The sequence below is a fragment of the [Scytonema hofmanni] UTEX 2349 genome (genome assembly GCF_000582685.1).
Taxonomy (GTDB): Bacteria; Cyanobacteriota; Cyanobacteriia; order Cyanobacteriales; family Nostocaceae; genus Hassallia; species Hassallia hofmanni.
Genome location: NZ_KK073768.1, coordinates 4,109,915 through 4,136,641 on the forward strand (window position 1 = coordinate 4,109,915; position 26,727 = coordinate 4,136,641).

A 26,727-nucleotide genomic window follows, 5' to 3' on the forward strand; every position below is an offset into this window, starting at 1 on the left:
TCAGAATTTAACATTTTATTAAGATATATTTACAAAATACAAGTCACAATAGTATCGCATTATTCAAAAAACCTGCTTTAGAAGCAAGGAAAGTGAAAACTTAGACAAAGTTACTCAGTTTTTAGGATAATACCCATGCGATCGCATGGAAATACTGACGTATAAACCAAGTTTCACAGCAGAAGATGGCGATCGCCCTCTAAGTTAAGATTGTAAAAGTTTTGTTTAGCTGAGGAGCGAGAATGTTAATTCCTCAACTTCAAACCCAGCGTTTAATTTTACGCGCATTTACCGAATCAGACCTTGACGCTTACGCCGAAATGTGCAGCGACCCCGAAGCTATGCGCTACATCGGTACGGGGAAACCTTTATCACGTTGGGAATCTTGGCAAAGCATGGCAATGATGCTTGGTCATTGGCAACTGCGTGGCTATGGAATGTGGGCTGTAGAAGAACGCTTCAATGGTGAGATGATTGGTAGGATAGGCTGTTGGCAACCCGAAGGCTGGACTGGATTTGAGATTGGCTGGAGTTTGCGATCTTATTATTGGGGTCGTGGTTTGGCAACCGAAGGGGCAAAAGCAGCAATGCACTATGCTTTTGAAGTGTTGCAGCAGTCTCATGTAATTAGCTTGATTCGTCCAGAGAATCTTGCTTCTAGACGGGTGGCAGAAAAGTTAGGTGAGAAACTCGAAGGGACAACAGAGATTTTTGGTAGTGAAGCGGTAATCTACGGCATTAGTCGAGAAGATTGGCACTTCAAAATTTCTACGCTTCACCCCAACAAAACTGTTTAAAAGATACGAACTACGGGAACACTGTAATTAACCCGCACCCTTTGCAGACAAAGGCTATGGGAAATGTTTCCAAAGGAAGTTTAACAGTGATATTGTATCGAATTCGCATTCTTTTATTAATCAGTTCTGCTTTACTGGGGTTGGTAATCTCAATAACGATTCCAGTTAATGCTCAAAAAAATAATAGTTCTCCCCCACAAATAACTCCTGATGTAGATTCATCAGAATTAACTCCCTCTTACCCCGCTTCACCACCACCACCGCGAAAAGACCCTTTACCTGAGGACAGGGATCTGCAAGAACGTTTAAAAGAAACTGATTATCGTGTGAGTAACTTGTTGGGAGATGTTACAGGTAATCTTTGGGTGGGTTCTTGGCGGGGATTGTCGCACATTGACCCGAACACCGGTAAGATTTTAGGTAGAGTTAGTTTACCGAATGTGGCGATCGGTGCTTTAGCTCAAGACAAAGTAGGACGCTTGTGGGTGGGAAATTACGAAGGCTTGCAACGAGTAGACCCCCGCACAAATGAAATCACAGCACAGAATTTATTTTTGCCTTCTAAACGAGTTTTATCGCTGTTGATTGACAAACGTGGCTATTTGTGGACGGGAACTGATAATGGTCTAGCCTTAATTAGCCCAGACCAAGGTTTGATTATGACAACAGTTAAAGACCTTCCTGGGGTTAGCGCTAACGCTTTAACTTTAGATGCTGATGGTCAACTTTGGGTTGGGACGCTTGATGGAGTAGTGCGGGTAAATACGAAGAATGCTTACGTCATGAAGTGGATCAACAATTTACCAGGAACGACAGTCCAAGCTTTAGCAATTAGTCCAGAAGGGTTAATTTGGGCAGGAATGCCAAATAATTTGCTGGTTATTAACCCAAAAACTGGTGCAGTGTTGCGTTCTGTCACTCGGTTGCGCGGACGTAATGTCACAGCAGTAAGCTTTGCCAAAGATGGTAGTGTTTGGGTCGGAACTAACAATGGTTTGTTAAGATTAAATCCACATACAGGATCGGTGTTAGACGAAGTTGCCGGTCTTCCTTCTAGTCGGGTGTTTGCCGTTGCACCTGACATTGGCAATAAACTATGGATCGGCACTAGTGAAGGTTTAGCTTGGTTAATGCCAAATATGCCAAAGGCAAAAACTCATCTAGCTTTTAGTCGCGCTGTTAAATAGGGAAGAGTTAGTGGTTAGTGGTTATTGGATAGTGGATAGTGGAGAGTGGAGAGTGGACTATTGACTATTGACTGTTGACTATTGACTGTTAACCACCAACCACCAACAACTAACCAATCCAAAATGCGAGTCACTACCCAACAATTAATTCAATGGAAACAACAAAAGCGTTCAATTGTGGCTTTGACTGCTTGGGATTATGCGATCGCTCAAATTCTTGATGCAGCTGGTGTAGATTTAATTTTGGTAGGTGACTCTATGTCGGTGGTGTTGGGGTATGAAACAACACTACCTATTACTTTGGATGAAATGCTCTACCACGCCAAAGCTGTGCGACGTGCGGTTAAACGCGCTTTTCTGGTGGTAGATTTACCATTTGGAACGTATCAAGATATTCAGCAAGCGATGAATTCAGCGGTTAGAGTGTTGAAAGAAACAGGAGCGCAAGCGGTAAAATTGGAAGGTGGCTATCCGGCAATGATTGAAACGATCGCTCGTTTGGTGCAAGCGGGAATTCCGGTGATGGGACATGTCGGTTTGACACCGCAATCCATACATCAAATCGGCTTGCGTCAACAGGGAAAGACCCAAGAAGATAGTGAGAGAATTTTAAATCAGGCGATCGCACTCGAACAAGCGGGTGTGTTTGCGATCGTTTTAGAGCATATCACCGCAGATTTAGCAATGCAGATTACACAAAAATTGAGCATCCCCACAATTGGTATTGGTGCGGGAGTGCATTGTGATGGTCAAGTTTTAGTTACTTCTGATGTGTTAGGACTTTCAGAAAAACAGCCTCCCTTTGCCAAAGTTTATACAAATCTGCGGGAGACAATTAACAAAGCTGTGCAGGATTATTCTGTGGAAGTGCGAGAAAAGAAGTTTCCGCATAATTAAGAAAGAGCTCATTCACAATAAAATAGAATTAACCACAAAATTTTTAGTGATGTCAGTCAAATCAGAAACAGTCGAACAGCGATTAGAAATACTAGAAGCAGAAGTCGCATTTCTCAAAAATCAGTTAAAAATTGCTCCTCCCACGACAAAACCGTGGTGGGAAAAAATAGCGGGAACATTTGTCAATAATCCAGCTTATGATGAAGCCATGCAACTAGGGCGTGAATATCGTGAATCTCAGCGATCGCATTCTGGAGAATCGGAAGACATTTAGATGTACATTCTCGATACCGACCATCTCAGTGTTTTAGATCGTGGAGGAACAGAAGCCCAATCTCTTGTCATAAGGTTAGCAAATACCAATACCAACCCTAATGACATCGCTATTAATCATATTTATTCAAGTTAGCTGAACATTAATTGACAAAAATTAAAATCTATCGTATAAATGGCGATCGCGCCTTTGAAGCTATATTAGTAACCAATTACACTTGTGCATGAATAGCGCCTTTGAAGCTATATTAGTAACCAATTACACTTGTGCAACCCTTGTGCATGAATAGCGATCGCCTGATTAAAATCCTGTTTTTAGCATCAGATCCCAGTGATGCTTCTCGGTTGCGTTTGGGGCAAGAGTTGCGAGGTATTCAACAAAGGCTGCAAGTAGCTAAATACCGAGATAAATTCGTGTTAGAGCAACGGTGGAGTGTGCGTCCGGAAGATATCAGTGATGCAATACTCCATGTTGAACCTCATATTGTACATTTTTCCGGTCATGGCACAAATACTGGGGAGCTTTATTTTGAGAATAAATTGGGAAAAATTCAGCCTGTGACACCTGATGCTTTGGCTGCATTATTTGAACTTGTAAATGAACAAGTTTATTGTGTAGTTTTGAATGCTTGTTATTCAGAAACTCAAGCAAAAGCAATTTCTCAGCATATTGATTTCGTTATTGGTATGAACCAAGCAATTGGTGATAAAGCAGCAAGTGAATTTGCTGTTGGATTTTATAAAGCGCTTGGTGCAAACCGTTCAATTGAAAAAGCTTACAAATTCGGCTGTGCGGAAATTCAAATACATAATATTCCAGAACATTTAACTCCAGTTTTCTACGAAAAAACAAAGCCTATAAAAAATAACCTAGAGCCAGCTAAATATATAATGGTATTAAGCGCCACTCTTGATGAGGTTAACAAACCACTAGCAGAAGCTCTTATTGCCCATTTGCGTCAAATTTCAGGAGACTCAACCTTGACACTACAGAAAATTGAAGCAGGCAGTGTAAAGCTAGTTTTAGAAGGTTCTCAAGAAGGGCTTGAGAAAATTTTAGCTCTGTATAGAGAAGGGCAGCTTAATGAAATATTGGGTATTCCTGTTCAGGATGTGCAAGTTATAGCTACCAGAAAAGCAGTACTTAATTCGCAACCAACGAATATTATTAAGGTTGTGGCAAATAGAGAGAGGGCTTTTTTTCACTTACAATCTGGGAGAAGCTCATTTTATCAAGCAATTAGTTAACGTGGCACTATATAGGAGTGTTTATCTTTTTGGCGGAAAGTATTTAACATTTTATTAATATCAAAAGGGTTTGATAGTAAAGTTTATTCATTGGGTTGAACGAATGCGAAACCTAACAATTTAAATGTACTTTCTCACCAACAGCAATCCCGCCTCACTGATACGCTAAACTTATAGCAGTTAGAGACTAGCCACCATGTCTGTCCCCAAAGATTTTGAAACGCCAAAAGATGTTATATTTCCGACCGGGGATTTACATAGTGATGAACCGCCTTTAGAATCTGACTTACATCGCCTGCAAATGACGCTGCTAATCCAGTCTATTGAGTGGTTGTGGCAAAACCGCAACGATTTCTATGCATCGGGTAATCTCACCGTCTACTATAGTTCACGCCAGCCCAAATCAGAAGACTTTCGCGGACCAGATTTTTTTGTCGCACTGGGAACCTACCCCGCTGCACGCAAAAGTTGGGTTGTTTGGGAAGAAGACGGCAAATATCCCAATGTGATTGTAGAACTTCTTTCCGATTCAACAGCGGCAACTGATAAAGGCTTAAAAAAACAAATTTATCAAAATACTTTTCGCACACCAGATTACTTTTGGTTTGATCCAAATAATTTAGAATTTGCTGGATTTATTTTGGTAGGTGGTGAATATCAACCATTGCAACCAAATCCCCTAAACTGGTTGTGGAGTCAACAGCTAGGGTTATATTTGGGAGTGTATGAAGAAAAGTTACGCTTTTTCACTTCTGAAGGACAACTGGTTACAACATCAGAAGAAGAAGCGCAGCACGAACGTCAGCAGAAAGAATTGGCTGAAGAAACAAGCGATCGCTTGCCTGCAAAACTGCCAGAATTAAATATTGAGCCAGATTTAATTTAGTAAACAAGGCAAAAGTAAAAAGTTAAAAGGCAAAAGAAATAAAAATGGTCGCAAACTCCTAAATTTCTTTATAGAACAAAATAAAAACATTCCCAATGGAGATGCGTAGCACTCTTAAATAATACTTCCTTATTAAATCCCCGCGATTTTATGGGGATTATCTTTTTACTTTTTACTTCTTACTTTTTACAAGAAAGGCAGAAGTTCGAGGGCAGAAGGCACTTATGTTAGGAGTATCAATTAAAACTTACTTTGTGGGTTTAAAGCCCAGTTGAAACAAATAATTATACTCAAGATGGCTTGCACGGACGGTATAAAACGTCCTTGTTTCAATCCCACTATGAGTAAGGGTGGGTTGCCTTCTGCCTTCTGCCTCCTGCCTTCTGCCTTCTGAATTCTTAAGGTTGCTACTTTTTATAAATGATGCTCCAACCTAGTTAAGCGTTGGGAGTAGCTTCGCAATACTTCCAAGGCAAACATTGGTGTTTCTTGAACAGCAAACAAAAAGCGTTCCTCATTGAGAAAACCCAGCTTGCAGTTAGTTTTAGCTGTCGCTGTATAAGTTCTATTATTTATGCCGACGAGGGCACCAGTACCAAACACCTCTCCGGCTTTAATCGTTTCAGCAATTTTGCCATTAACGGAGATGTCAACTTCTCCTTCCAGAACACCGTACATCACATCTCCAGGTTGTCCTTCCTCAAAAATGACTTGACCAGTTGCAAATACCTTAGGTTCGGGTTGCTTTTGGAAGATGGTTATGGTTTGTACAGCAGTTAACATGAATTTGTTGCTCTAGTTACAAGGGAAGTTTAAGGCTTAATCGCACCTTCAACATTAATAGCAGATTGAGAAATGGCTAAGATTTGGTTAAAATAATTTTCAACTATTTGGCTGAACGTAGAGACGTTCCACCGGAACATCTCTACCTCACTTGCAACTTTTAGATATCTTCAGGTAAAATCCATTTTGGAGGTTCTGTAAGTTTTTTGAGTCGTGCAGCTTCCGCTATCTCCAACATTTTATCTAAAGAAGTCTCTTGGATAAATTGTGATGTCGCTTCTTTAAACTCTAAATTAGGGCATTTATCACCCAAAATACACCCGTTAACACAGGCTTCAGCGCAATTAATCTTTTGCTCCACAGTCAACTCCTTTATCTCAAAATAATCAGTTATGAGTTATAGTTTTTACTCTATGCTCCTAACTCTTCACTTTATGCAAACGTGTTTGTTAAAGAGTTTTTACCCTCCAGATAAATTTTACCTTGTCAATTTGGTATATCTAATAGACATCTCCGAAAATGAACTATGCATTGTCCACAACCCTTGTAGAGAGGCAAAATTTCGCGTCTCTACATTAATTTTCGGACATGTCTAACGCAAAAGTGCGATCGCACTCTTGCTACCCTAGCCAATAGATGAAATAATCTTAGTTGAAAGAGCGCTCATGTCGGAATTTGCTACAATTGGCACCATCGCTGCGATCGCTACTGCTGTTGTTCCCCAACAAGGTAGTGTGGGAATTGTGCGCTTATCTGGTTCAGAAGCTTTGCAAATTGCCCAAATTCTTTTTCATGCACCTGGACATCAAATTTGGGAATCTCACCGCATTCTCTATGGTTACATTCGCCATCCGCTTTCCGCAGCACTGGTGGATGAAGCACTCTTGCTGATAATGATCGCACCCCGGTCTTACACCCGTGAAGATGTGGTAGAATTTCATTGCCACGGGGGAATTATCGCCGTGCAACAAGTGTTGCAATTGTGTTTGGAAAATGGTGCAAGACTGGCTCAACCCGGAGAATTTACCCTCCGCGCCTTTTTGAATGGGCGATTAGATTTAACTCAAGCTGAGAGTATTGCTGATTTAGTGGGTGCGAAATCTCCTCAAGCTGCACAAGCAGCATTAGCTGGTTTGCAGGGGAAATTAGCTCATCCCATCCGTCAGTTACGCGCCAACTGCTTGGATATCTTAGCGGAAATCGAAGCTCGCATCGACTTTGAGGAAGACTTACCTCCGCTGGATGATAAAGTAATCATATCAGAAATTGAGAAAATTAGCGCAGAAATAATTAAGTTATTAGCAACATCAGAAAAAGGCGAACTGTTACGCACCGGTTTAAAAGTGGCGATTGTCGGGCGTCCGAATGTGGGAAAATCGAGCTTGTTGAATGCATGGAGCCAAAGCGATCGCGCTATTGTTACCGACTTGCCCGGAACCACCCGCGATGTAGTTGAATCGCAGCTAGTTGTTGGTGGAATACCCGTGCAAGTGCTGGATACAGCAGGTATACGCGATACCGTTGACCAAGTAGAAAAGATTGGCGTCGAGCGATCGCGTCGTGCTGCAAGTGCGGCTGATTTAGTATTGCTTACCATTGACGCTGCCGCAGGTTGGACGAAAAGCGATGCAGAAATTTATTCTCAAGTGCAACACCGTCCGTTAATTTTGGTTCTCAATAAAATCGACCTTGTAAAAACGCAGTATATTGCATCTATTGAATATCCAAAAAGTATTCGTTTAGTTGTTCAAACCGCAGCAGCTAAAAATCAAGGAATTGATGATTTAGAAACAGCTATTTTAGAGATAGTTCAAACAGGAAAAGTCCAAGCGGCTGATATGGATTTTGCAATTAATCAAAGACAAGCCGCCGCATTAACAAGAGCCAAAATATCTTTAGAACAAGTACAGGGGACAATTGCCCAACAATTACCATTCGATTTTTGGACAATTGACTTGAGAAGTGCAATTTATGCATTAGGAGAAATTACAGGAGAGGAAGTTACAGAATCCGTTCTCGATCGGATTTTTCATAAATTTTGCATTGGTAAGTAGTGACGACTTCAGTCGTCCTCCGAGTATAATAAGAGGACTAAAGTCCTCACTACAAATACCAATGTCTTTTCTCAATCAAATTACCGATGCTAACGTATTAATTGTAGGAGCTAGTCAAGGTATTGGTCTAGGTTTTGTCCAAAAATTCCTACAAGATCAGAGAATAGCCAAAATCTACGCAACCTATAGAGAATCTGCCTCAGAATTAATCACTCTTGAAAGCGAAAACGCGGAAAAACTAACTTGTTTGCAAATAGATATTACGGAAGAATCGCAGATTATCGAAGCCGTTCAAAAAATCCGGGCAGAAGTCAATAAACTCAACTTTGCGATCAATTGTGTCGGTTTACTGCATGATGAAACTATACAACCTGAAAAAAGCTTAAGACAAATAAATTCAGATAATTTACTGCGTTACTTCCAAGTTAATAGTATTGGATCTGTGCTACTTGCTAAACATTTATTACCCCTATTTCGTCATCAAGAACGTAACATTTTTGCGACTATTTCTGCTAAAGTTGGTAGTATTGGCGATAATCAACTTGGTGGATGGTATGGCTACCGAGCATCCAAAGCTGCATTGAATATGTTTATGCGAACAGTGGCGATTGAGTATGGTAGAAATAGCCCGAAAACTATAGTTGTGACATTACACCCAGGTACAACCGATACCCGTCTTTCTCGTCCATTTCAGAGCAATGTACCAGCAGAAAAATTATTCTCAGTCGAGCGAACTGTTAGCCAATTACTAGCAGTTATAGAACAGCTTAAACAAGAAGATAGCGGACAGTTTTTTTCCTGGGATGGTAGCCGATTGCCTTGGTAAAAATAGGCAATCAAGTAGTTATATTATGTCAGTTTAATTAACAGTAATAAAAACATCACAACCATCGTAGAGACGTTCCGTCGGAACGTCTTTACATCATAACCCTAGTAGAGACGTTCCGGCGGAACGTCTTTACTTTATTATTAAATAATAAAGATTTCCAAAAATTTTATGTATTTTTAAGGTTAAATTTCGAGAAAAGCAAGGTTAAGAAAACGTTTTGCGCTTTCCTCTGCGTGACTCTGCGTTAAACATGTATTTCAAATTATTAACATTATTAGCAATCTTAGATGATAAAAATTTGAGTTATCACGAAATCATCTTCTCTAACGCTGTTTGTAAATCTCCCTTTAAATCATCAATTGCTTGTCTGGCACTAACGCGATTTTTCTGATAACTTGAAAAACGTTCTGTAACTGAAATTGGCTCACCTATTGTTACCCGCGTTTTTCGCCAACCTAAACGAGGTCGTGCAGGGTTTTTATCTCCTTTAATGCGAGAAATTAAATCAAATAAAATTAAAGATGTTTCGGCAAATCTTTCAAAAGTAGGCTTTTCTTTCACATAATTTTCTCTCACCGCGACAAAACTTTCTGCTAAACGCATATGAAGCATCCGCAGAGATGCTTCTTCGGCAATCCAATCTGCCAAGCCGCGATGTAAAGGCGATAAATTATTAAAATCTGGTAAATCTGTTCGGTAAATATCTTCCCAGCCGGCGGACTCAATACGGCGACATCGTTCAATTACAGTTCCCCCACTTTCCAGATTAAAATATTGCTCTGCTGCTTGCAATCCTTTATTTAATAACGCTTGCAGCCGAGTATCAATATCTTGGTTAGAGTTAGTAGATGGTGTTTGATGATAAAAGCGATCGCTAAATTGTTCCATCTGGGAAAGCACATGTTCACCAAGCCGCAAAATTCGCTCTGAAAATAACTTTTCCATTTCAATTGATTCAGTAATAGGCTGTATAGATAAACCGCTATCAGCTTCTAACTTACTCAAAAGTGAATTCAGTTTTTTCCAACTTGGATTAATGTAAAAATATTGAATAGCGATCGCCACAATTAAAACTTCCTCAGAACGATTAGCTTTCGCCAAATCTTCTGCACACCAAAAGCCTAACTGAGCAACTCCAGGTTCTAAAGGACTGACAATTTCACTATGTCCATTAGTGCCTCCCTCTGGCGCTATACTAATAGGGAACTTGCCATTGGCAAATAAATCCCGCGAGGAACGCAAACCAACTCGATCCAACCGCTTACCTCGATAAATCGATAACCCTCCCAAACTAGACAACATCCAACCCAGCCACTTTCCAGCCCATAAAGTCATTCCCCGGTCATAAAGAAAGTAAGAATGAGCGGGGTATTGTAATGAAATATTCTGTTGACGCGCTACCCTTGGTACAGCCTTGGAAAGTAAATGCATCATCGAAAGAGGATCGTCAACCTCAGAGTGACGAAAAGCCATTAAAAAGCGAATTTTCCCCTTTTGAAATCTTTCGTAGAGATTGACTAACATCTCCACATTCACGGTTTCAATCTGTGCGATACCGGCAGGCAGCCACGGTCGAAGCCGAAAGCGCTGCAACACTGGCAAAAGCGCTTTCACAAAATAGTATACAAGCAAATTAAAGCGCTGTGGGATAAATTCTAGACGTGGTTGAGCGTGGTCAATCGGATGCGGCAAGATAAATCTCCAGATTGTGTTGCTTTAAGGTAGGGAATCTCTAACTTAGCGAAAAAATGAGCATGACACTTTACCCTCTAATGTCGAAATTTTGTGACAGAAATGTGCTTATTTACTTCATTGTTAACATCTATCGATAGAAATAACTTGCAAAAGTTCCAAAAATATAGTACAGATAAGACTTAAGCTAGATGATAGTCTTTGTCCGCGTGTAAAGTACGGCATAAGTTAACTGACTATTGACTGTTGACTGTCAACTGTTAACAGTCAATAGCCACCATTTATATAAATGGAAATAAATAACCCCAAAAAACACAACCCAACTAAAAAATTCATGATGTTTTACACAAATACTTGGCAGAAAATATTAATCGTTATGGGAATGGCAATTTCTACCTCTTCGATTTATCCCTGTAATGTTCAGGCTCAATCTTTGGCGGAAAAAGACAATATCTTAATAGCTCAAAATTTAGGGGGAATAGTACGAAAAATACCCCTCGAAGAAGTCCCACTGACAACAATGTCTGCGGCAAAAACAGCGACAAATGCTCAATTTGACCAAGCCCGAATTGAACTGAAGCCAGATGGTTCCTTAATATATATTATGAGAGGAAAAAATCAACAAGGCTTTCAAGTTGAAGCACAAGTTACTCCCAGTGGCACTATTATTCAAGTTGATGAGCAAATAGACTCCAGTGCAGTTCCGGAAATTGCTGTGAAAGCTTTCAAACGATGGGCACCAAATGACCAACTTATCAGCATTTGGCGGAGTACCCGTCTTGGGGAATTGTACTATCAATTTGTCATTCAGGATTTTTGGTTAGAAGTTGCTACTGATGGGAATAAAGTTATGATTTATCGAAAAAAAGTTAATATTACTTAAAGAATATTGAGAAAACTATGCAATTTTGAATTTGGTGTTTTAGAATTTAAATTTGAGAGCTAACCAAATCTAAATTCTAAAACAGAATTAATTTTTCTTTCCCCAAATGAACATATTAATTATTTTTGCTGAAGTCGGCATCGTCATCTTTAGTTTTTTATTATTAACATGGTTGGTAGGCAATTTATCGAAGCTATTGATTAAAGTCTCAATACTAAAGCTAAACGATAGAAAGCTCAAAATCCTGCGCCGGAACATCACAAAATTTTTCTTAATTAGTTGCTTAATATTGTGCATTTTGATTGTAGGTGCTAATGGTTTTCTACTCTATCGAGGTGAAAACCTGCAACAATATACATTAAATCTGATTAACCGTATCCCAACAGGATTTTGGATAACACTAGGAATTGGTATTGCTCAGAGCATTGGCACTTTCATTGTAGCGGCGATCGCACTGAAAGTTATCAAATATTGCCTGAAGGTAGCTAGTACTTACGCCAAGAACTTAGAAACAAACACCGCCGACGATGAAAGCATTGATGCTTTTTTTAACGCTCTTTATCAAAGAATTAGAGGTGGAACTTGGCTGTGGGTAATCATTTGCAGTGCCCAGTTTCTAAAATTACCAGCAATAGTTTCAGAATATCTGTACATCGCACTGCGAATTTATCTAATCATTGCTGTCGGATTGCTCATACTCAAAGCAGTCACAGCGATTGTTGATACTCTAGATGCTATGAGCGTCAGATATTCCAGCCCTAATAACCTGTTGAGATTTTACAATCGCCTCCAATACCTGATACCCTTTTTAAAGCAGTGTCTGGAATTGGTGATCTACGTCTGCATGGCAACATTGGTAGTTCAGCAGGTGCAGTTAATAAGCAATGTAGCCACTTTGGGTCTGCGAATTATCAAGATCATCACCATCATCTTCATGAGTCGTGTGTTCTTTCAGGTGATCTACTTACTTATTGAAGAGGTGCTATTCAAAGATCAGAATTTGACTGAGACGCAAAGAAGTAGACGTTTAACACTCATTCCTCTGTTTCGGAGTTTATTACAATATTTAGTTTACTTCACCGTTATAATTTCCATTCTCTATACCCTCGACATTAATCCCACTCCTATACTGGCTGGTGCGGGTATTGTTGGGATAGCTATAGGTTTAGGCGCACAGACACTGATCAATGATATTGTTTGCGGCTTCTTTATTCTGTTTGAAAACTACTATTTAGTGGGTGACTATATTGATGCGGGAAAAGCCGAAGAGAAAAGTGTAGAGGGCATTGTTGAGGCGATTGAACTCAGAACCACCCGCGTTAGACATCCTAATGGTCAATTGCAGATTATTCGCAATGGAGATATTGGCTCAATTACCAATTACTCCAAACAATACATATTTGCAGTAGTGGAAGTTGGCGTACCTTATAATTCCAACTTAGTTCATGTCTACAAAGTAATTGAAGAAGTAGGACAGCAGTTAAAAGCAAATGATCCAGATGTACTCGAAGCCACACAAGTAGATGGCGTGGAAAGTCTGGGTGAGTCTAACTTATTCCTGCGAACATTGACGAAGGTGAAGCCAGGAAAGCATCTTCAAATTCAGCGCGTTCTGCGGAAAGTTCTGATGGATACCTTGCTGGAAGAAGGTATTCTACTTCCTGCTCCCACTAAAAATGGCGATGATTAATTTGCCATTATTTTTGAATATCAAATACGCATATTTATTGCTCAGATAAATTAACCAAAATTTACTCAAAATCCTCATGAAAATCAGTAATATCCAGAAAATTTTAACTGCCACATTAGTAGCTGCAACAACAATTAGTTTGACCACCAATGCTGCTTCTGCCCAATCATTGAGAGGGGCTGGTGATTCTTTTGCTCAACCTTTGATAGAACGCTATAGACAAGAATACGAACGAGAAACAGGTGAAAAGTTTAAATATAGCTCCATTGGCAGTGGTGGTGCAATTCGGTTATTTACGAAAAACTCTATAGATTTTGGTGCTACTACTTTAATTCCCACTCCCATTGAAATCAATCAAATGGAAGATGGTTTGTTGATGGTGCCAACGGGGGGAGGTTCATTAGCTATTGTTTATCAGCTCAAAGAAGTCACTAGCGATGTCAAGTTATCCCGTCAGCAATTGGCAAAAATCTTTACAGGTCAAATTACTAACTGGCAACAAATTAATCCCCGTCTTCCTAATCAAAAAATCCAAGTTGTAGTTTGCTCTGACAATTGCGGTACTAGCTTTATTCTCACTAAATACTTACGGCAAATTAGCGGGGGAAAAATACTAGCTAGTAGAAACCCCGATTGGGGATTTCGGGTATTCTCTGCTCTAAGCCAAGATAGTCAAATCGCTGGAGAAGTCGAACGCATTGATGGTGCTATTGGCTATGTCCAAACAAACGTTGCTCTAGCAAACAATCTGTCAATCGCGAGTATTGAGAATCAAGCTGGTAATTATGTTAAACCAACTCTAGAAGCAACCAAGAAAGCCCTAGCAAATATCAAATTTCAAGATGATTTCACAACAGAAGATATCCAAGATCCAGAAAATGGTTATCCCTTGGTAAGTTTAACTTGGCTGCTGGTGCATAAAAAGTATTCCAATCAAGATATTCTGCAAAAAACTAAAAACTTGTTGATCTGGATTTCGACCAAGGGACAACAATTTAATGAAAAATCAGGATACACCAAAATTCCTGATGATGTTAACACCAAAGTAATTGAAGCTGTGAATAATGAAGTGAAAATTCGTCCTTTTTAAAACTGATTTATCTGCTGAAAGATTTAGGATAAGCCAAAAATTCAGCATTCTTAAATTAGAATATAAAATTCAATCTAAAAATCAGACATTTTTTGTGATTAATCAAAGTTTATGAAAAAATTGGATGTGCCTTTTACTCTTACTTCACTCATGTTAAGTGGTAATTTACTAACTTCATCACCAGTCGTAGCACAAGCTAATTTAAATGTAAATATTTCCGAACTATCATCTCAAGATCAATTAACGTTTGCAACTGCTAATTTCGAGCCTCAAGTTGAAGAAATCCCGGCAAAGGAAACACCACAACCGCAAAGCGAAGAACTATATAGTAGTGCTCCTCCTGATTTAGATGAAATCGTCAATGTCAATCAATTACAAGATGTTACACCTGACCATTGGGCTTATGAAGCACTGCGTAACTTAGTAGAAAAATATCAATGTATTAGTGATTCTGGTGAAGGAAAATTTCATGGTAATCGGGCAATGACCCGTTATGAATTTGCAGATGCATTAAATAATTGTTTACTAAAAATTGGACGCTCAATTTACAGCTTGAGCAATAAATTTGCTAGCCAAGAAGACTTGGCAACTTTTAAAAAATTGCAAGAAGAATTTGCTCAAGAACTGCAAAATGTCACGGCAAGAATAGGTAGCTTAGAAGACAAGACAGCTTTGATTCAAGAGCAGCAGTTTAGCACTACTACAGTTTTAAAGGGTGACGTAAGCTTGAACTTAATTAGCGCTTTTGGTGATAAAAAAGCAGTTTCTCCTGGTAGTAATTCTACAGAAAAAATAAATAGAAATATCACCCTGTCAGAACGAACAATTTTGACCCTTGATACCAGTTTTACAGGGAAAGATAGATTGCGAACCCAACTCGTAGCAGGGAATTTTAATAGTTTTGGCAGTAGTGTCACTGGCACAGAGATGACTCTTTTGACAGGTGCAATAAACACTGGTAATAATGTCAATTTAGGTTCGCTATTTTATGAATTTCCCATAGGCAAACGCGGCATATTAGCCATTGCTCCGATAGCAGACTTTCCCACTCGCATTTTTCCGGCTCTTAATCCTGTCAACTCAATCTCCAATTTTGGTGGAGAAAGTCCTATCTACTCCTTTGCTTTTGGTAGTGGTGCAGTCGGTTACTATCAATTCACCGACAAAATCGCCGGAGGTATCGCTTATTTAAGTAGTTCTGGTGACGCTCCCAATCAAGGAATATTTAATGGTCAATATACTGCTTTAACTCAAGTTACCTATACTCCATCAGATAAAATCGGGATTGCTTTTACCTACGGTCGCTATTACGCTCCGCAACCTGGTGCAACTATTAATGTCACGGGGAGTAAGGGTAGTCAATTTGCTCAATTACCATTTGGTGCAGATACACCGACTTCTTCCAATGCTTTTGGCTTACAATTTACCTATAAATTTAGCGATAAATTTACTTTAGGCGGTTGGACTAGCTACTTTAACGCTCGAGCTGAGGGTTCACCGACTGTTAGTGGTGTCAATGGCTCCCAAGGCGATCGCGCAGATATCTGGAGTTGGGCAATTACAGCATCGTTAACAGATTTGGGCAAATTAGGCAGTCAATTAAGTTTTGTCTTTGGGATTCCTCCCAAAGTGACAAACAATGATATTAGCGATCGCGGCGATCCAGATACTTCCTTACATTTTGAATTATCTTATAACTATCCACTGACTGACAGAATTTATATTACTCCAGGATTTTTGATGATTACAAATCCAGAACATAATGCAGCCAATGATGCAGTTTGGGTTGGATTGATGCGAACTACATTTACATTTTAATTAAAAAAGAGGGGAAAAGGGGAAAGGGGAAAGGGGAAAGGTATGGAAATAAAGAGTTATTTAGATTACTCCGGTAATCTTTTTTCTTTTTCCTTTACCCCTTACCCTTTCCCCTTTCCCCCTCTGTTTTACCTCGGTCTTCCCAAAGTTGTAATATAAAGAACTGCCTCCTCAGCAGGGATACCTAAAACTTCATTCACATGATCGTCGAAGAAGCCACCGATACCGCTGACGCCCAAATTGAGGCGAATAGCGGCTAAATTCAGCCTCTGCCCCAAATGACCGGCATCCATGTGTAAATAACGGTAAACGCGATCGCCATATTGAGCCACAGCATTTTTCAAATCTGCCGTATGGAAAAGCACCGCAGCGGCATCTCGCCCTAATTCTTGCCCCAAGCAGAGATAGTGTAATTCTCGCTGGAAATTTTTAAAGCGAATTTGTCTTAATTCTTGTGCTTTTGGTGCGTAATAATAACAGCCTGCATCAAGTCCTTTCACTCCAGAAACAGCAATAAATGTTTCGATTAGATTCAAATCAAAGTAGTCTGGATCTGGATCTAAACCTTGTTCGATGTAACTTTTCGGTTGGTAAGTAAAATTGAGTAAGGCTTTCAGCTCATCAAAAGTTAAATTGCTACCGCTGTAAGCACGGGTAGAACGTCGCTTCAGGATGTTTGTTTCCAGTTCCTCTAGCTTGTTTCCCCAGTTGATGGGTATGGTAGCCATAGGAATTTTTTGACAAAAAGGAAAGTTGTATTTATCTTCTAAAGATTTTTCTTGTTTCACCTCTGGTAAATTGAGCTTGCCAGTGGTACCTGGTAAAATTTGTGTGGAAATATGGAAATATCTCAACAGTTCGCCATCGGGTATTTGCGGATAATCAACTTCCGTGGGGGATGGTAAAGCAGTTCGCCCTAAAGGCAGATTTTGTTTGACATCCAATAAGTCAGCCAGAGGCAAAACAGCCACTGCTCCTTCTTGTTGTGAATCGAGATAAAGTAGTTCGTTCACCGCTTCATCCACAAAACCGCCGATTAAGTGGGGACGATAATCTGTAATTGCACCAGCTAACTCAATATTGCCTAAAAGGTGTCCAGAATCGAGGAAAATCCGGCGATAAGCTCTATCTTCATAACGCCACTGCGATCGATAGAAAACCGCAGTGATAATAATCGCCAATTGGGTATTTTCTAATGTCGGATGCCACAAACAAGCTGATTGCAAAGCTTGCCAAACATCACTTTCCCAATAATGCATCAGCGAATGATCGCGACACTGATAATTGTATAATCCAGGTGGTAACAACGGCGTACCACGAGAAACTACATATACCTCAGCGGGATACAGTCCACCTGCACTCGGCGCAGATCGTAGATAAATCGTGCTTCCCATCGAAGGCATTTTCGCCGTCAGCCCATAACTACAAAATAGCAGCCGCGAAAGTCTTTGCCACCATTGAGCATCTAGGTTATCGGCAAATTCCCCTGGTTTCTCTTGGATGTAGGGTTTGAGATCGAAGGAAGAGCCAATTTTGTACTCTTTAAAAGGCACAGGCTGCTTTGCCCAGTCAATACTGTGACTTTTCGAGGCAAGAGTTTGCGGATCGTATTTAGTGCGATCGTGGTAGTGCTGGGCAATTGATTGGCGTAGTTCTGGCATACGAGCTTTAATATCCTTCTACTACCTATCTTGGCACTCCTGCGCCTATAAGTTTCGTCTTCATTAGTACAAATGCTGAATGGAAAAGTTAATGCTTAGAGGATGTTTGAAAAGTCCTCTTGTCAGTATCAAAACCTTCTAGATCCCCCTAAATCCCCCTTGAAAAGGGGGACTTTGATTCCGGTTCCCCCCTTTTTAAGGGGGGTTAGGGGGGATCAATAAGTGCCTAAAATCACAGCTAACCACTTTTCAAACAACCTCTTAGGGCATGTAATGTCCTTTCCGCCAACGATTAAACCCATAACCGATCGCTGCCAAAGCCAATAAATAAGGACTGTAAACCATTAACCAAATACCCAATTTCAGCAAACCAACAGTAAAATCACCAAAAGAATTAGTAGATTTATTCCAACTTTCCTGAAGTTGTGAACCCAAAGCGCGTTGTGTTCCGTTGCTAGAAACTGTGGCTTCTAATTTCAAAGTAATAGTTGAATAAGCAACTTGATTAGTTAAATTTTTTAATTGAGCATCAATTTGTTCTATAGATTGTCGCACCTGACTAAGTTCTTGAGCAACACTTAACACATCCCGAACAGAACCAGCACGATCCATAATTTTCTGTAAATTGGCTTCTGTTTTCCGCAAGTTAGTTAATCTTGCTTGAAAATCAACTAAGCGATCGCCTACATCTTCAGCGCTAATATTACGACTTTCTACGGTTCCCAATTTGGCTAATTCATCTAAAGTAGGTTTTAGTAAGTTTTGCGGTACTCGCAACTGTATTGATGCGGTGTGAGGGGCGTTTGTTTTTGTCGGTTGTTGTTCTTGTAAACTAATTAAATCTCCTTGCTGTTTATTGATAATTTCGGAGACGGCATTAACACTTTTATCTACAGAATCAACAATCAAACTTATTGCCGCTTTTTTGATTAATTGCGGACGGGAACGAGGTACTTGGGCAGTTTCAGCAGTTTGAGATATTGCAGTATCACTCGCAGCACCACCTGTGGGTTGACTTGCTGTTGTCTCATTCTTCAGTGCAGCCGATGGTAGGTTAGGTGCAGAAGCACAACTTGTAAAAATTACTCCTCCCATGACTACAGTCAAAAGTAAAGTCGGTTTTCGTGTCGCATTAGTCAAAGTCATAACCTACCCTCGGATAGTTGAAGTTAAGGCTAGTATGGCTCAATCGAAAACAGGTTTATGGCTTTGTTGCAGTTTATGTAACGGAGGAACTCACCCGAATGCACCTGCACCCTAGAAGGGTGTGGCGTTGTGCGTACAAAGCCCACCTACGTGGGCTAAAACCGTTACTATTGAAGCATTTAGACTTAATTTAATGAGTAATAATTTTCTTGAAGACAAGGTTAAAACTTTTGTAGCAACTCAAATATGTGTTGACATTGGAAAACTTTGTTTACAGACGAGGTTGAGAGAGGATTTAGGACTTTATGGTGATGACGCAGAGGAGTTTTTCATCAAATTCTCTCACGAGTTTCAAGTTGAGTTATTAGAATTCAATTTTGATGAATATTTTCCACCTGAACCAACTTTATTAGATCCATTCATATTTATTTTACGCTTGTTGCGAAAAAAAAGATATAAATCTATTCTTATTAAAGATTTAATAGCTGTTGCTGAAACTAGGCGGATAAATATTATTCATAATTCATGAAAAATTAGTACAAGAGATAAGTCTAAGGATGGATGAATTAGTGAAATCGCTGTGAGTAGCTGGTATATAAGTGAAAGAAGCAGAAACATGGAAACGAAACAGCTAGGAAAATCCGGTATATATGTAAGTGCGATCGCTTTGGGTGGTATGCCAATGTCGTTAAGTTCACGACCTCCCGAATCTGAATCTATCAAAGTTATTCATCGAGCTTTAGATTTAGGCGTTACTTTCATTGACACCGCCGACTCTTACTGCAAAGATGAGTCAGATAAGCACCACAACGAGAAACTCATTCATAAAGCTTTGCAAACATATAATCGTGATGCCAGCAATGTAGTTGTCGCTACTAAAGGCGGTTTGATGCGTCCAAATGGCAGCTGGACTCGCAACGGCAATCCTGAACATTTACGCAAAACGATTCGCGAAAGCTTTGAAGCCTTAGGCGGTAATAAACCCATCGATGTTTGGCAATACCACGCCCCAGATTCTAACTATACCATTGAACAAGCCCTAAAACCTGCCAAAGAAGCAGTAGAATCCGGTTTGATTCGCTTTGTGGGAGTTTCTAACTTTTCTGTAGAACAAATCAAGCAAGCGCAAGATGTTGTAGAAATTGTTTCGGTGCAAAATCAATATAGCCCTTGGTCTCGACAGCCAGAGAAAGACGGAGTATTAGAGTATTGTGAACAAGAACAATTAACCTTTTTACCTTGGAGTCCCTTCGGTGGTAGTCGTCGGCATAGTGACTTGCAAGATATAAAAGCGATCGCGCAATTAGCTTCAGATAAAGGCGTATCAGTGTATTGTATAGTTTTGGCGTGGTTGCGTTCCAAGTCACCCAGCATCCTACCCATTCCCGGTGCAACCAAAGTTTCCAGCATCGAAGACTCTGTGCGTGCTGTTGATGTCAAACTCTCAGATGACGAAGTGCAAAGAATTGACCGGGAAACTTAAATTGGGCATTGATAATTCCCCCACTCCCTGATATCATGTCCGTTTAATTAAGATTAATAAAAATATGGCAACTGTCGTAGAGACGTAGCAATGCTACGTCTCTACAATATATCTGATTTGTCGGACATGATATCGCTCCCCCAAAATCAAAACACATATCTGTAGTTACACAATTTAAGGTACAATCAGAAACTTGCCAATTAATGACGCTCTTGCTGACAGGAGATGCTTCTATGACCCGGATGTACTACGACGAAGATGCCAATTTAGACCTTTTAGCACAGAAAACCATTGCCATCATTGGTTATGGTTCCCAAGGTCATGCCCACGCGCTTAATCTTAAAGATAGTGGCATGAATGTAATTGTCGGGTTATATCCGGGCAGCAAGTCAACTTCTAAAGCCGAAGCTGCTGGATTAACCGTGAAAAATGTTGCAGATGCAGTGAATGCAGCTGACTTCATCATGATTTTGTTGCCTGATGAAGTGCAAAAAACGATTTATATAAATGAAATTGAACCAAATCTGCAAGAAGGAAATGTGATAGCTTTTGCCCACGGATTTAATATTCACTTTGGGCAAGTTGTACCGCCGGCAAACGTTGATGTCGTGATGGTAGCACCTAAAGGACCTGGGCATTTGGTGCGGCGGACTTATGAACAAGGACAAGGTGTACCGGCGCTGTTTGCAGTGTATCAGGATGCCAGCGGTCAGGCACGCGATCGCGCTATGGCATATGCTAGAGGTATCGGTGGAACCCGCGCCGGTGTTTTGGAAACAACTTTCCGCGAAGAAACTGAGACAGATTTATTCGGTGAACAAGCTGTATTGTGCGGTGGTTTGAGTGCCTTAATCAAAGCTGGATTTGAAACTTTAGTAGAAGCCGGTTATCAACCAGAATTAGCTTATTTTGAATGTCTGCACGAAGTCAAATTAATTGTTGATTTGGTTGTAGAAGGTGGTTTGGCAAAAATGCGCGATAGCATTTCTAACACCGCTGAATATGGTGATTATACTCGCGGACCGCGAATCGTCACTGAGCAAACTAAAGCAGAAATGAAGAAGATTCTCAGTGAAATTCAATCTGGGCAATTTGCACGAGAATTTGTCTTAGAAAATCAATCTGGTAAACCAGGATTTACTGCCATGCGTCGTCAAGAAGCCGAACACAAAATTGAAGAAGTCGGTAAAGATTTACGCGCTATGTTTAGCTGGTTGAAGAAAGCGTAATATTCTTTAAAATTTGGGATTAAACTTGTTCCCAGGTGTAAGATTATGTCCGCTTAATTAACATTTAGGACTTACGCAAAAAGACCAAAAAACGAACCGCAGAGAGCGCAGAGGAAACAGAGGAATAAGAGTTTGAGAGAATTTTTGCGTAAGTCCTGACATTAACAAAAACATTGCAACTGTCGTAAAGACGTTCTGATAGAACGTCTCTATAATATATGTGATTTTTTGGACATGATATAACCTGGGAATTTGTTTGCACAAAGCTTTCATACCCTCAATCACCAACACCTTTAATTTAATTCTTGGTAAATTTTCCCTAAATAATTAAGACTGTTTTATAATATATGTACATATTTGTGTACATAAACGGATGTTTTCCTACAAAATCACATCTCCAACCGATGCCAGAAATGACTTTTTTAATTTGTTAGACCTGGTAGTAGAAAATCATCAGGTGTATATTATCAACCGTCGCGATGCTGAAAATGTAGCTTTGATTGCTGAGTCAGATTTAGTAAGTTTGGTTGAGACAGTTTATTTATTGCGATCGCCTGAAAATGCACGTCGCTTACTTGATGCAATAGAAGAGTCGAAAACAGGAAAGATCCAATCTCAAACTATCGCAGAACTTCGGCAGGAGTTGGGGATTGAGCAAGAAGAAGAAAAAGAAAGCTGAATCAGAGGAAATTAAGCCAGTTATAATTAATCGAAGTCCTGGTTTTAGTTCTAGATTCAAAGAAGATTTAGCTTGGTGGTTCAAACAAGATTTTGCAAAAGCATCGAAAATTTTGGATTTAGTCACGGCAGTCATGCAAAACCCATTTGAAGGAATTGGTAAACCAGAAGTATTGAAGTATATGGACGCAAATATTTGGTCACGGCGAATTGATTTAGAGCATCGCCTAGTATATAGGGTAGGAAACACTCAAATTGATTTTTTAGCTTGTCGTTATCACTACGAATAATGCATTTATGTTACGTTTAGTGAGTTTCTTCACTTTGCTGATGATAACTTCTTCCTTGTGGTTGCAGAACTTTGTTCAAGCACAATCACAGCAAAATATAAAACTATTGCAAATAATTTAAAAACAGAGGTATAAGCAATGACTAACGCTAACAATAAGGAGGAAACTTAAAAGTAGTGCCTACTACAGAACAGCTAAAAACCTTTTTCCGTATATGTGTACGGGCAAGTAATCTATTAAGGAATATTGAATTAACAAGATACGATACACGCTCACAGCGAATCGTTGTTTTAATAGGTCAAGAAATTCAAGTAGAACAGGACTTACGCAATCCGATGTCGTAAGTAGCGGTAATTCATGAATTACCGCTACGGAATAATAGGCTTTTCAATTATTTTTGCGTAAGTCCTATAGAAATTTTGAGTAATGGAGAGGAAATAATTCAATGAGTAACACTAACTATCAACAATTAACAGAAATTGAACTGAGAAATTATATTAAACAACATCCTGAAGATGAAGACGCTTTTCAACACTACCTTGCTATTATGCGAGCAAAACCGGGTAGAGTTGTAGTTAGCACGGAAGAGCAAGCTGTAATTGAATTTCAAAAGAGAATACAGGCAGAGTCAAAACACCAACCATAAATTCTAATGACCATAAAAATTAAGCGTGATAAACGTCAAGTGTTTACTGGTGATAGTTTTGTAATGACTTCTACAGTACTTATAAAAGTGGAAGATAACCGCTTAACTTATGTAAAACCTATTACCAGTAAATCATAAACTTTTCTCACTAAAGCGATCGCTGAAAAATTTTGTAGTCTACGATACTTTTTCTTCTTTCCGTTGAAGCAATTTAACTTTAAAAAGGATACTTTCATGAATGATGAAGAATTAAAAAAGATAAATCGAAAGCTAACAGGTATTGCTTACTTATTGCTTTCAATCACATTGGCAACAACAAACATAAATAATAAGGACGGGGTAGTATCTATAGTGGCTATGATCTCTGCTTTAATAGGATTGTTTAGGGCGACTTCCAAAGATTAAATTCTTCATCTTTTAAAAGAAGTATTTTTGCCTATCCTAAATAAAAATTACCCACCTTATCCTACCTTTCTTACACGTCTGCGAGAATTGATTATAACGAAAATGATATTGGTGGGTTGCATTTTTCTGACACATATTTACAATTACAAAATCAAGGAATAGCCGGAAGATTGCCGAATGACTCTCAAAGAGAGGAAGTTATTCCTGGTGTAATTTATAGCCAATTACCTACCAAAACAAAGGGCGCCCAGTAATATGGATGCTCATAGAGAGGATTTTTTAACAGGCTAACTTGAGCGTTTCTAATCGCCTTTGCTTTAGTAATATTACCTTTTTTTAACTGTGTGTAAAATTCACTCATGAGAATAGAAGTTCCTTCATCGTCTACAGTCCAAAGCGATGCCAATGTACTACGTGCTCCAGAACGCACAGCAACTCCAGCAATTCCTAAGTCAGATCGTGTGTCTCCTGTAGCTGTTGAGCAAGCACTAAGAACAAGTAGCTCAACTGCACCCCGTTGCTTGGTTTCTCTGCTTTGGAGTAAACCATTCAAATCTCTAACATTGATGACTTGATCGCTATAAGTCAAAATAAATGTATCTTCTGCTTTGGAACTAAATTGACCATGAGTTGCTAAGTGAACTACAGGCACACTTAACGACTGCACAGCATCTTCGATCGCATTTTTGGTAAATTGCCTATTGAGCAGCACACGAGTGTCGGTAACTTTTGATTTGATGGCATCCAGTTCAACTTGCACGTTGGGCAACGCTGGAAAGTTCTTGCTAGCTTCGGTTAGTCCACCTGCAATAATTCGCAGACCTTTACGTGCTAGAGGTTTCGGGTTAAGCAGTTCTAAACCTGGTGTAATAGCAACGTTATATTTCTCGATCAGATATTGTTTACCATCATATAAAGCACTCATCGGAATATTTCCTAGTGGATCGTCTAAGACAAATACTAAGTTTTCGATTTTGTGCTTTTCTAATTCAGATGCGATTGGGGCAATTATCCAATTGTATACTTCTTGGGACTGTTTTTTAAACTCATTAGTAGAGCGAGTTTCTAAATTTTGTCGCAGTTGATCGACAGTTTTTTTAACTTCATCCTTGGTGAGATTTTTTGTCCGATGAATAAACGTTTGCTTGGCTTTCTGGTTAGATGAATCAGAAGGTAGGGAAACGATTAGTTCCAAGCGATCGCTCAAAATTACTGGATAAATCACTGCTGCTGTCCGATCCACTTTATCAATTTCGACCGGTTGCGCGTTAATACAAGCTAAACGAAAGTAGTTATCTAGTTCAGCTAATCGCAGTGACTCAATTACATTTCTGGCTGATTTGAGATTGTCTTGACTAGGTTCTTTAGATTCTAATAATAAGCTGACAAGTTGGCGAAATACTGGCTCAACTCCCTGTTTAAAAGAATATTGCACATCCGGATTAATAGTAACTAAATCACCACGTATAGACTTGAGATTGTCAACAGCTTTAGTATATGCAGCGATCGCTCCTTCTTTCTCTCCTCTAGCATTCAATATTCGTCCTAACTGCCATTGCCAACGATAGCCGATATCTGCTGCTTCAATACTTTCAGCTATTGCCAGAGCTTGTTGAGTTTGTGTTTGAGCGATCGCTAACTGGTTAGTTTGTTCATATATCCCTCCCAAAGTACCTAAAGCATAAGCTTCAGCACGCTTGTCTCCTAAATTTTTGGCTTGATCTACGGCTGTTTTTGCGATCTGAGCAATCTCTAGCCATTCGGGAGCTTCCGATGTTTCAGCACTAATAATTGGCGTAGTCTTGCTTTTATCACTGGTTTGTGCTAATTTTTCCTGAATATCTGGACTGAGGCAAGGTAAATTCGTTACCGTTGCGTTTGGAACTGTTTTCAGTTTCAGACAAGTTAGACTTTGGGTAAGGTTAATCCTCGCATAAATAATCTTGCGACTAGGCGCTAAAGTGGCAAGCTGAGATTGAATTTGCCTCCAAGAAACTTGGGAAGGAATTGGTTTGTTTGTTTGTGTCGATAAGCGCAGTTGATTCAGTTGTGCTTGCAGTTGCGTCGTCGGTGAGACAGCAGTCGCAGCAGCTTTTTGATAATATTGCAACGCAAGAGTTGTATAATTTTCCTTATCTTCAGTAGTATTTCGCAGCGCTTGAGCAGTGTTTCCTAAATTTAGCTGAATTTGTGCCACCAATTCTGGAGAATTAAGTTTTTGGGCTACTATCAAACTTTGCTCTAAAGCTTGTAGCGAACCTACCCGGCTAAATTGCATTGTCTTTGAATCTTTTTCTTCTAATCTTTGCAATATAGCTTGCCCAGTCCCAAGGCTATTTATGCTAGTAGTTTCTCTGTTCTGATCTAAAACTCCCACCACTCGTAAAGCATTACCCAAGCTCAATAATCCATTTGCTTTGAGCAGAGAGTCGGGTTGTTGTTGCAACTGTTGATTTACCTGATCTAAAGTAATCAAAGCGCGTCGATAAAGTCCCAAGGTTTGCAATGCCTGAGCTTGGTTAATTTGGCTACCAATTTTACCTGCATTATCGTTATTTCTACTATAAATAACAGTTGCTTTTTCCCAACTGGCAAGAGCTTTATTAGATTGCCCTTGAGCTAGTTGTATCTGACCTTGAGTATTAAATGCTTGGGCATGTACTGAAAAATATTCTGGAGAATTTCTTTGATTTTTTGATAATAGCAGCAAACTTTCGGCGATCGCTTTACTTGCCTGAGATAAATCACCTTGTTGCTGATACGCTAATGCGAGATAATTTAACGCAAAAGCTTGATTTAAACCATCCCCCTGACTTTTAAAGGCTTGAACTGCCTGTTGTAAAATTTCCACCGCTGGAGAAAACTGTTCTGTTTGATATAATTTCAAACCTTGCTGCAACAGTTGTTTCCCATTACCAGACTGCTGAATTTCTTGACTAATCTCAATTGGAATCTGAGGTTTAGAAGCTGCATCAGCCGTTAAAATAAATGTGCTAGTAACGACTCCTATTTGAGCAAAGGTGAGAATAATAACTTTCAACATAAATTATAATATTAAAAAA

The 26,727-nt window shown here is 39.6% G+C and carries 26 protein-coding genes and 1 pseudogene; 21 read left to right on the top strand and 6 right to left on the bottom strand.

The annotated features are described in order from the left end of the window. The first annotated feature begins 242 nt into the window (after positions 1–242). From TOL9009_RS0123490 to TOL9009_RS0123515, 6 genes are all read left to right on the top strand, one after another. The gene (locus TOL9009_RS0123490) at positions 243–797 is read left to right on the top strand and encodes a GNAT family N-acetyltransferase (protein WP_029635112.1); all 555 of its coding nucleotides are present in this window, start codon (positions 243–245) and stop codon (positions 795–797) included. A gap of 56 nt (positions 798–853) precedes the next feature. Further along, the gene (locus tag TOL9009_RS0123495; protein ID WP_029635114.1) at positions 854–1,984 is read left to right on the top strand and encodes a ligand-binding sensor domain-containing protein; all 1,131 of its coding nucleotides are present in this window, start codon (positions 854–856) and stop codon (positions 1,982–1,984) included. 123 nt (positions 1,985–2,107) lie between these two features. After that, entirely contained in the window at positions 2,108–2,881 is a 774-nt protein-coding gene (gene panB / locus TOL9009_RS0123500) for a 3-methyl-2-oxobutanoate hydroxymethyltransferase (protein WP_029635116.1), read from the top strand. 49 nt (positions 2,882–2,930) lie between these two features. Further along, positions 2,931–3,155 (top strand): hypothetical protein, encoded by a 225-nt coding sequence (locus TOL9009_RS0123505; protein ID WP_038296546.1) that lies wholly within the window; start codon positions 2,931–2,933, stop codon positions 3,153–3,155. A 413-nt stretch (positions 3,156–3,568) separates the two neighbouring features. Continuing rightward, positions 3,569–4,402: a CHAT domain-containing protein gene (locus TOL9009_RS49605; RefSeq protein ID WP_260675933.1), complete on the top strand. Its 834-nt coding sequence runs from the start codon at positions 3,569–3,571 to the stop codon at positions 4,400–4,402. A 196-nt stretch (positions 4,403–4,598) separates the two neighbouring features. Further along, positions 4,599–5,288 carry a Uma2 family endonuclease gene (locus TOL9009_RS0123515; protein ID WP_029635119.1) on the top strand — a complete coding sequence of 230 codons (690 nt, stop codon included), beginning with the start codon at positions 4,599–4,601 and terminating at the stop codon, positions 5,286–5,288. Positions 5,289–5,702: 414 nt separating this feature from the next. Here the strand turns inward: TOL9009_RS0123515 and TOL9009_RS0123520 are convergent, their stop codons facing one another. Together TOL9009_RS0123520 and TOL9009_RS0123525 are read right to left on the bottom strand one after the other, a co-directional pair. Beyond that, positions 5,703–6,071, bottom strand: coding sequence for a Crp/Fnr family transcriptional regulator (locus TOL9009_RS0123520; RefSeq protein ID WP_029635121.1), 369 nt, complete (start codon positions 6,069–6,071; stop codon positions 5,703–5,705). A 160-nt stretch (positions 6,072–6,231) separates the two neighbouring features. After that, the gene (locus TOL9009_RS0123525; RefSeq protein ID WP_029635123.1) at positions 6,232–6,432 is read right to left on the bottom strand and encodes a hypothetical protein; all 201 of its coding nucleotides are present in this window, start codon (positions 6,430–6,432) and stop codon (positions 6,232–6,234) included. 304 nt (positions 6,433–6,736) lie between these two features. On the opposite strand from TOL9009_RS0123525, the gene mnmE reads away from it, so the two are divergent. Next, complete coding sequence (gene mnmE / locus TOL9009_RS0123530) at positions 6,737–8,125, top strand: tRNA uridine-5-carboxymethylaminomethyl(34) synthesis GTPase MnmE (protein ID WP_029635125.1); 1,389 nt, start codon at positions 6,737–6,739, stop codon at positions 8,123–8,125. Positions 8,126–8,186: 61 nt separating this feature from the next. Continuing rightward, the gene (locus tag TOL9009_RS0123535; protein ID WP_029635127.1) at positions 8,187–8,951 is read left to right on the top strand and encodes an SDR family NAD(P)-dependent oxidoreductase; all 765 of its coding nucleotides are present in this window, start codon (positions 8,187–8,189) and stop codon (positions 8,949–8,951) included. 309 nt (positions 8,952–9,260) lie between these two features. Here the strand turns inward: TOL9009_RS0123535 and TOL9009_RS0123540 are convergent, their stop codons facing one another. Further along, positions 9,261–10,646 (bottom strand): lysophospholipid acyltransferase family protein, encoded by a 1,386-nt coding sequence (locus tag TOL9009_RS0123540; protein ID WP_029635129.1) that lies wholly within the window; start codon positions 10,644–10,646, stop codon positions 9,261–9,263. 334 nt (positions 10,647–10,980) lie between these two features. On the opposite strand from TOL9009_RS0123540, the gene TOL9009_RS0123545 reads away from it, so the two are divergent. The 4 genes from TOL9009_RS0123545 (at position 10,981) to TOL9009_RS0123560 (ending at position 16,127) form a co-directional block, all read left to right on the top strand. Next, entirely contained in the window at positions 10,981–11,529 is a 549-nt protein-coding gene (locus TOL9009_RS0123545) for a hypothetical protein (RefSeq protein ID WP_144238318.1), read from the top strand. Positions 11,530–11,635: 106 nt separating this feature from the next. Next, positions 11,636–13,219 (top strand): mechanosensitive ion channel family protein, encoded by a 1,584-nt coding sequence (locus TOL9009_RS0123550; RefSeq protein ID WP_029635133.1) that lies wholly within the window; start codon positions 11,636–11,638, stop codon positions 13,217–13,219. Positions 13,220–13,295: 76 nt separating this feature from the next. Beyond that, positions 13,296–14,309 carry a substrate-binding domain-containing protein gene (locus TOL9009_RS0123555; protein WP_038296549.1) on the top strand — a complete coding sequence of 338 codons (1,014 nt, stop codon included), beginning with the start codon at positions 13,296–13,298 and terminating at the stop codon, positions 14,307–14,309. 111 nt (positions 14,310–14,420) lie between these two features. Further along, the gene (locus tag TOL9009_RS0123560; RefSeq protein ID WP_029635137.1) at positions 14,421–16,127 is read left to right on the top strand and encodes an iron uptake porin; all 1,707 of its coding nucleotides are present in this window, start codon (positions 14,421–14,423) and stop codon (positions 16,125–16,127) included. A 128-nt stretch (positions 16,128–16,255) separates the two neighbouring features. Here TOL9009_RS0123560 and TOL9009_RS0123565 read toward each other — a convergent pair whose 3' ends face one another. Both TOL9009_RS0123565 and TOL9009_RS0123570 read right to left on the bottom strand, forming a co-directional pair. Beyond that, positions 16,256–17,788 carry a SagB/ThcOx family dehydrogenase gene (locus tag TOL9009_RS0123565; protein ID WP_029635139.1) on the bottom strand — a complete coding sequence of 511 codons (1,533 nt, stop codon included), beginning with the start codon at positions 17,786–17,788 and terminating at the stop codon, positions 16,256–16,258. Positions 17,789–18,049: 261 nt separating this feature from the next. Continuing rightward, positions 18,050–18,934 carry a DUF4349 domain-containing protein gene (locus TOL9009_RS0123570; RefSeq protein ID WP_029634498.1) on the bottom strand — a complete coding sequence of 295 codons (885 nt, stop codon included), beginning with the start codon at positions 18,932–18,934 and terminating at the stop codon, positions 18,050–18,052. A gap of 193 nt (positions 18,935–19,127) precedes the next feature. On the opposite strand from TOL9009_RS0123570, the gene TOL9009_RS40260 reads away from it, so the two are divergent. From TOL9009_RS40260 to TOL9009_RS50580, 9 genes and pseudogenes are all read left to right on the top strand, one after another. After that, positions 19,128–19,463, top strand: coding sequence for a DUF1493 family protein (locus TOL9009_RS40260; protein WP_038296551.1), 336 nt, complete (start codon positions 19,128–19,130; stop codon positions 19,461–19,463). An 87-nt stretch (positions 19,464–19,550) separates the two neighbouring features. Beyond that, positions 19,551–20,417 carry an aldo/keto reductase gene (locus TOL9009_RS0123580; protein ID WP_029635141.1) on the top strand — a complete coding sequence of 289 codons (867 nt, stop codon included), beginning with the start codon at positions 19,551–19,553 and terminating at the stop codon, positions 20,415–20,417. 233 nt (positions 20,418–20,650) lie between these two features. Next, positions 20,651–21,646 carry a ketol-acid reductoisomerase gene (ilvC, locus tag TOL9009_RS0123585; RefSeq protein ID WP_029635143.1) on the top strand — a complete coding sequence of 332 codons (996 nt, stop codon included), beginning with the start codon at positions 20,651–20,653 and terminating at the stop codon, positions 21,644–21,646. Positions 21,647–22,019: 373 nt separating this feature from the next. Next, a complete protein-coding gene (locus TOL9009_RS0123590; protein WP_029635144.1) occupies positions 22,020–22,325 on the top strand; it encodes a type II toxin-antitoxin system Phd/YefM family antitoxin in 306 nt (101 codons plus the stop codon). Next, positions 22,297–22,614: a Txe/YoeB family addiction module toxin gene (locus tag TOL9009_RS0123595; protein ID WP_029635145.1), complete on the top strand. Its 318-nt coding sequence runs from the start codon at positions 22,297–22,299 to the stop codon at positions 22,612–22,614. Before TOL9009_RS0123590 ends, TOL9009_RS0123595 begins: the two co-directional genes overlap by 29 nt. A 176-nt stretch (positions 22,615–22,790) precedes the next feature. Then, entirely contained in the window at positions 22,791–22,958 is a 168-nt protein-coding gene (locus TOL9009_RS50575) for a DUF6888 family protein (protein ID WP_398344913.1), read from the top strand. Positions 22,959–23,059: 101 nt separating this feature from the next. After that, positions 23,060–23,260 (top strand): DUF6887 family protein, encoded by a 201-nt coding sequence (locus tag TOL9009_RS0123600; RefSeq protein WP_029635146.1) that lies wholly within the window; start codon positions 23,060–23,062, stop codon positions 23,258–23,260. A gap of 234 nt (positions 23,261–23,494) precedes the next feature. Next, positions 23,495–23,665: a hypothetical protein gene (locus TOL9009_RS47660; RefSeq protein WP_186227630.1), complete on the top strand. Its 171-nt coding sequence runs from the start codon at positions 23,495–23,497 to the stop codon at positions 23,663–23,665. A 92-nt stretch (positions 23,666–23,757) separates the two neighbouring features. Next, positions 23,758–23,886, top strand: a pseudogene (locus TOL9009_RS50580) (EndoU domain-containing protein); the annotation flags it as partial. Here the strand turns inward: TOL9009_RS50580 and TOL9009_RS0123615 are convergent. Then, a complete protein-coding gene (locus TOL9009_RS0123615; protein WP_029635147.1) occupies positions 23,880–26,708 on the bottom strand; it encodes a CHAT domain-containing protein in 2,829 nt (942 codons plus the stop codon). The pseudogene TOL9009_RS50580 and the gene TOL9009_RS0123615 overlap by 7 nt on opposite strands. Positions 26,709–26,727 lie beyond the last annotated feature (19 nt).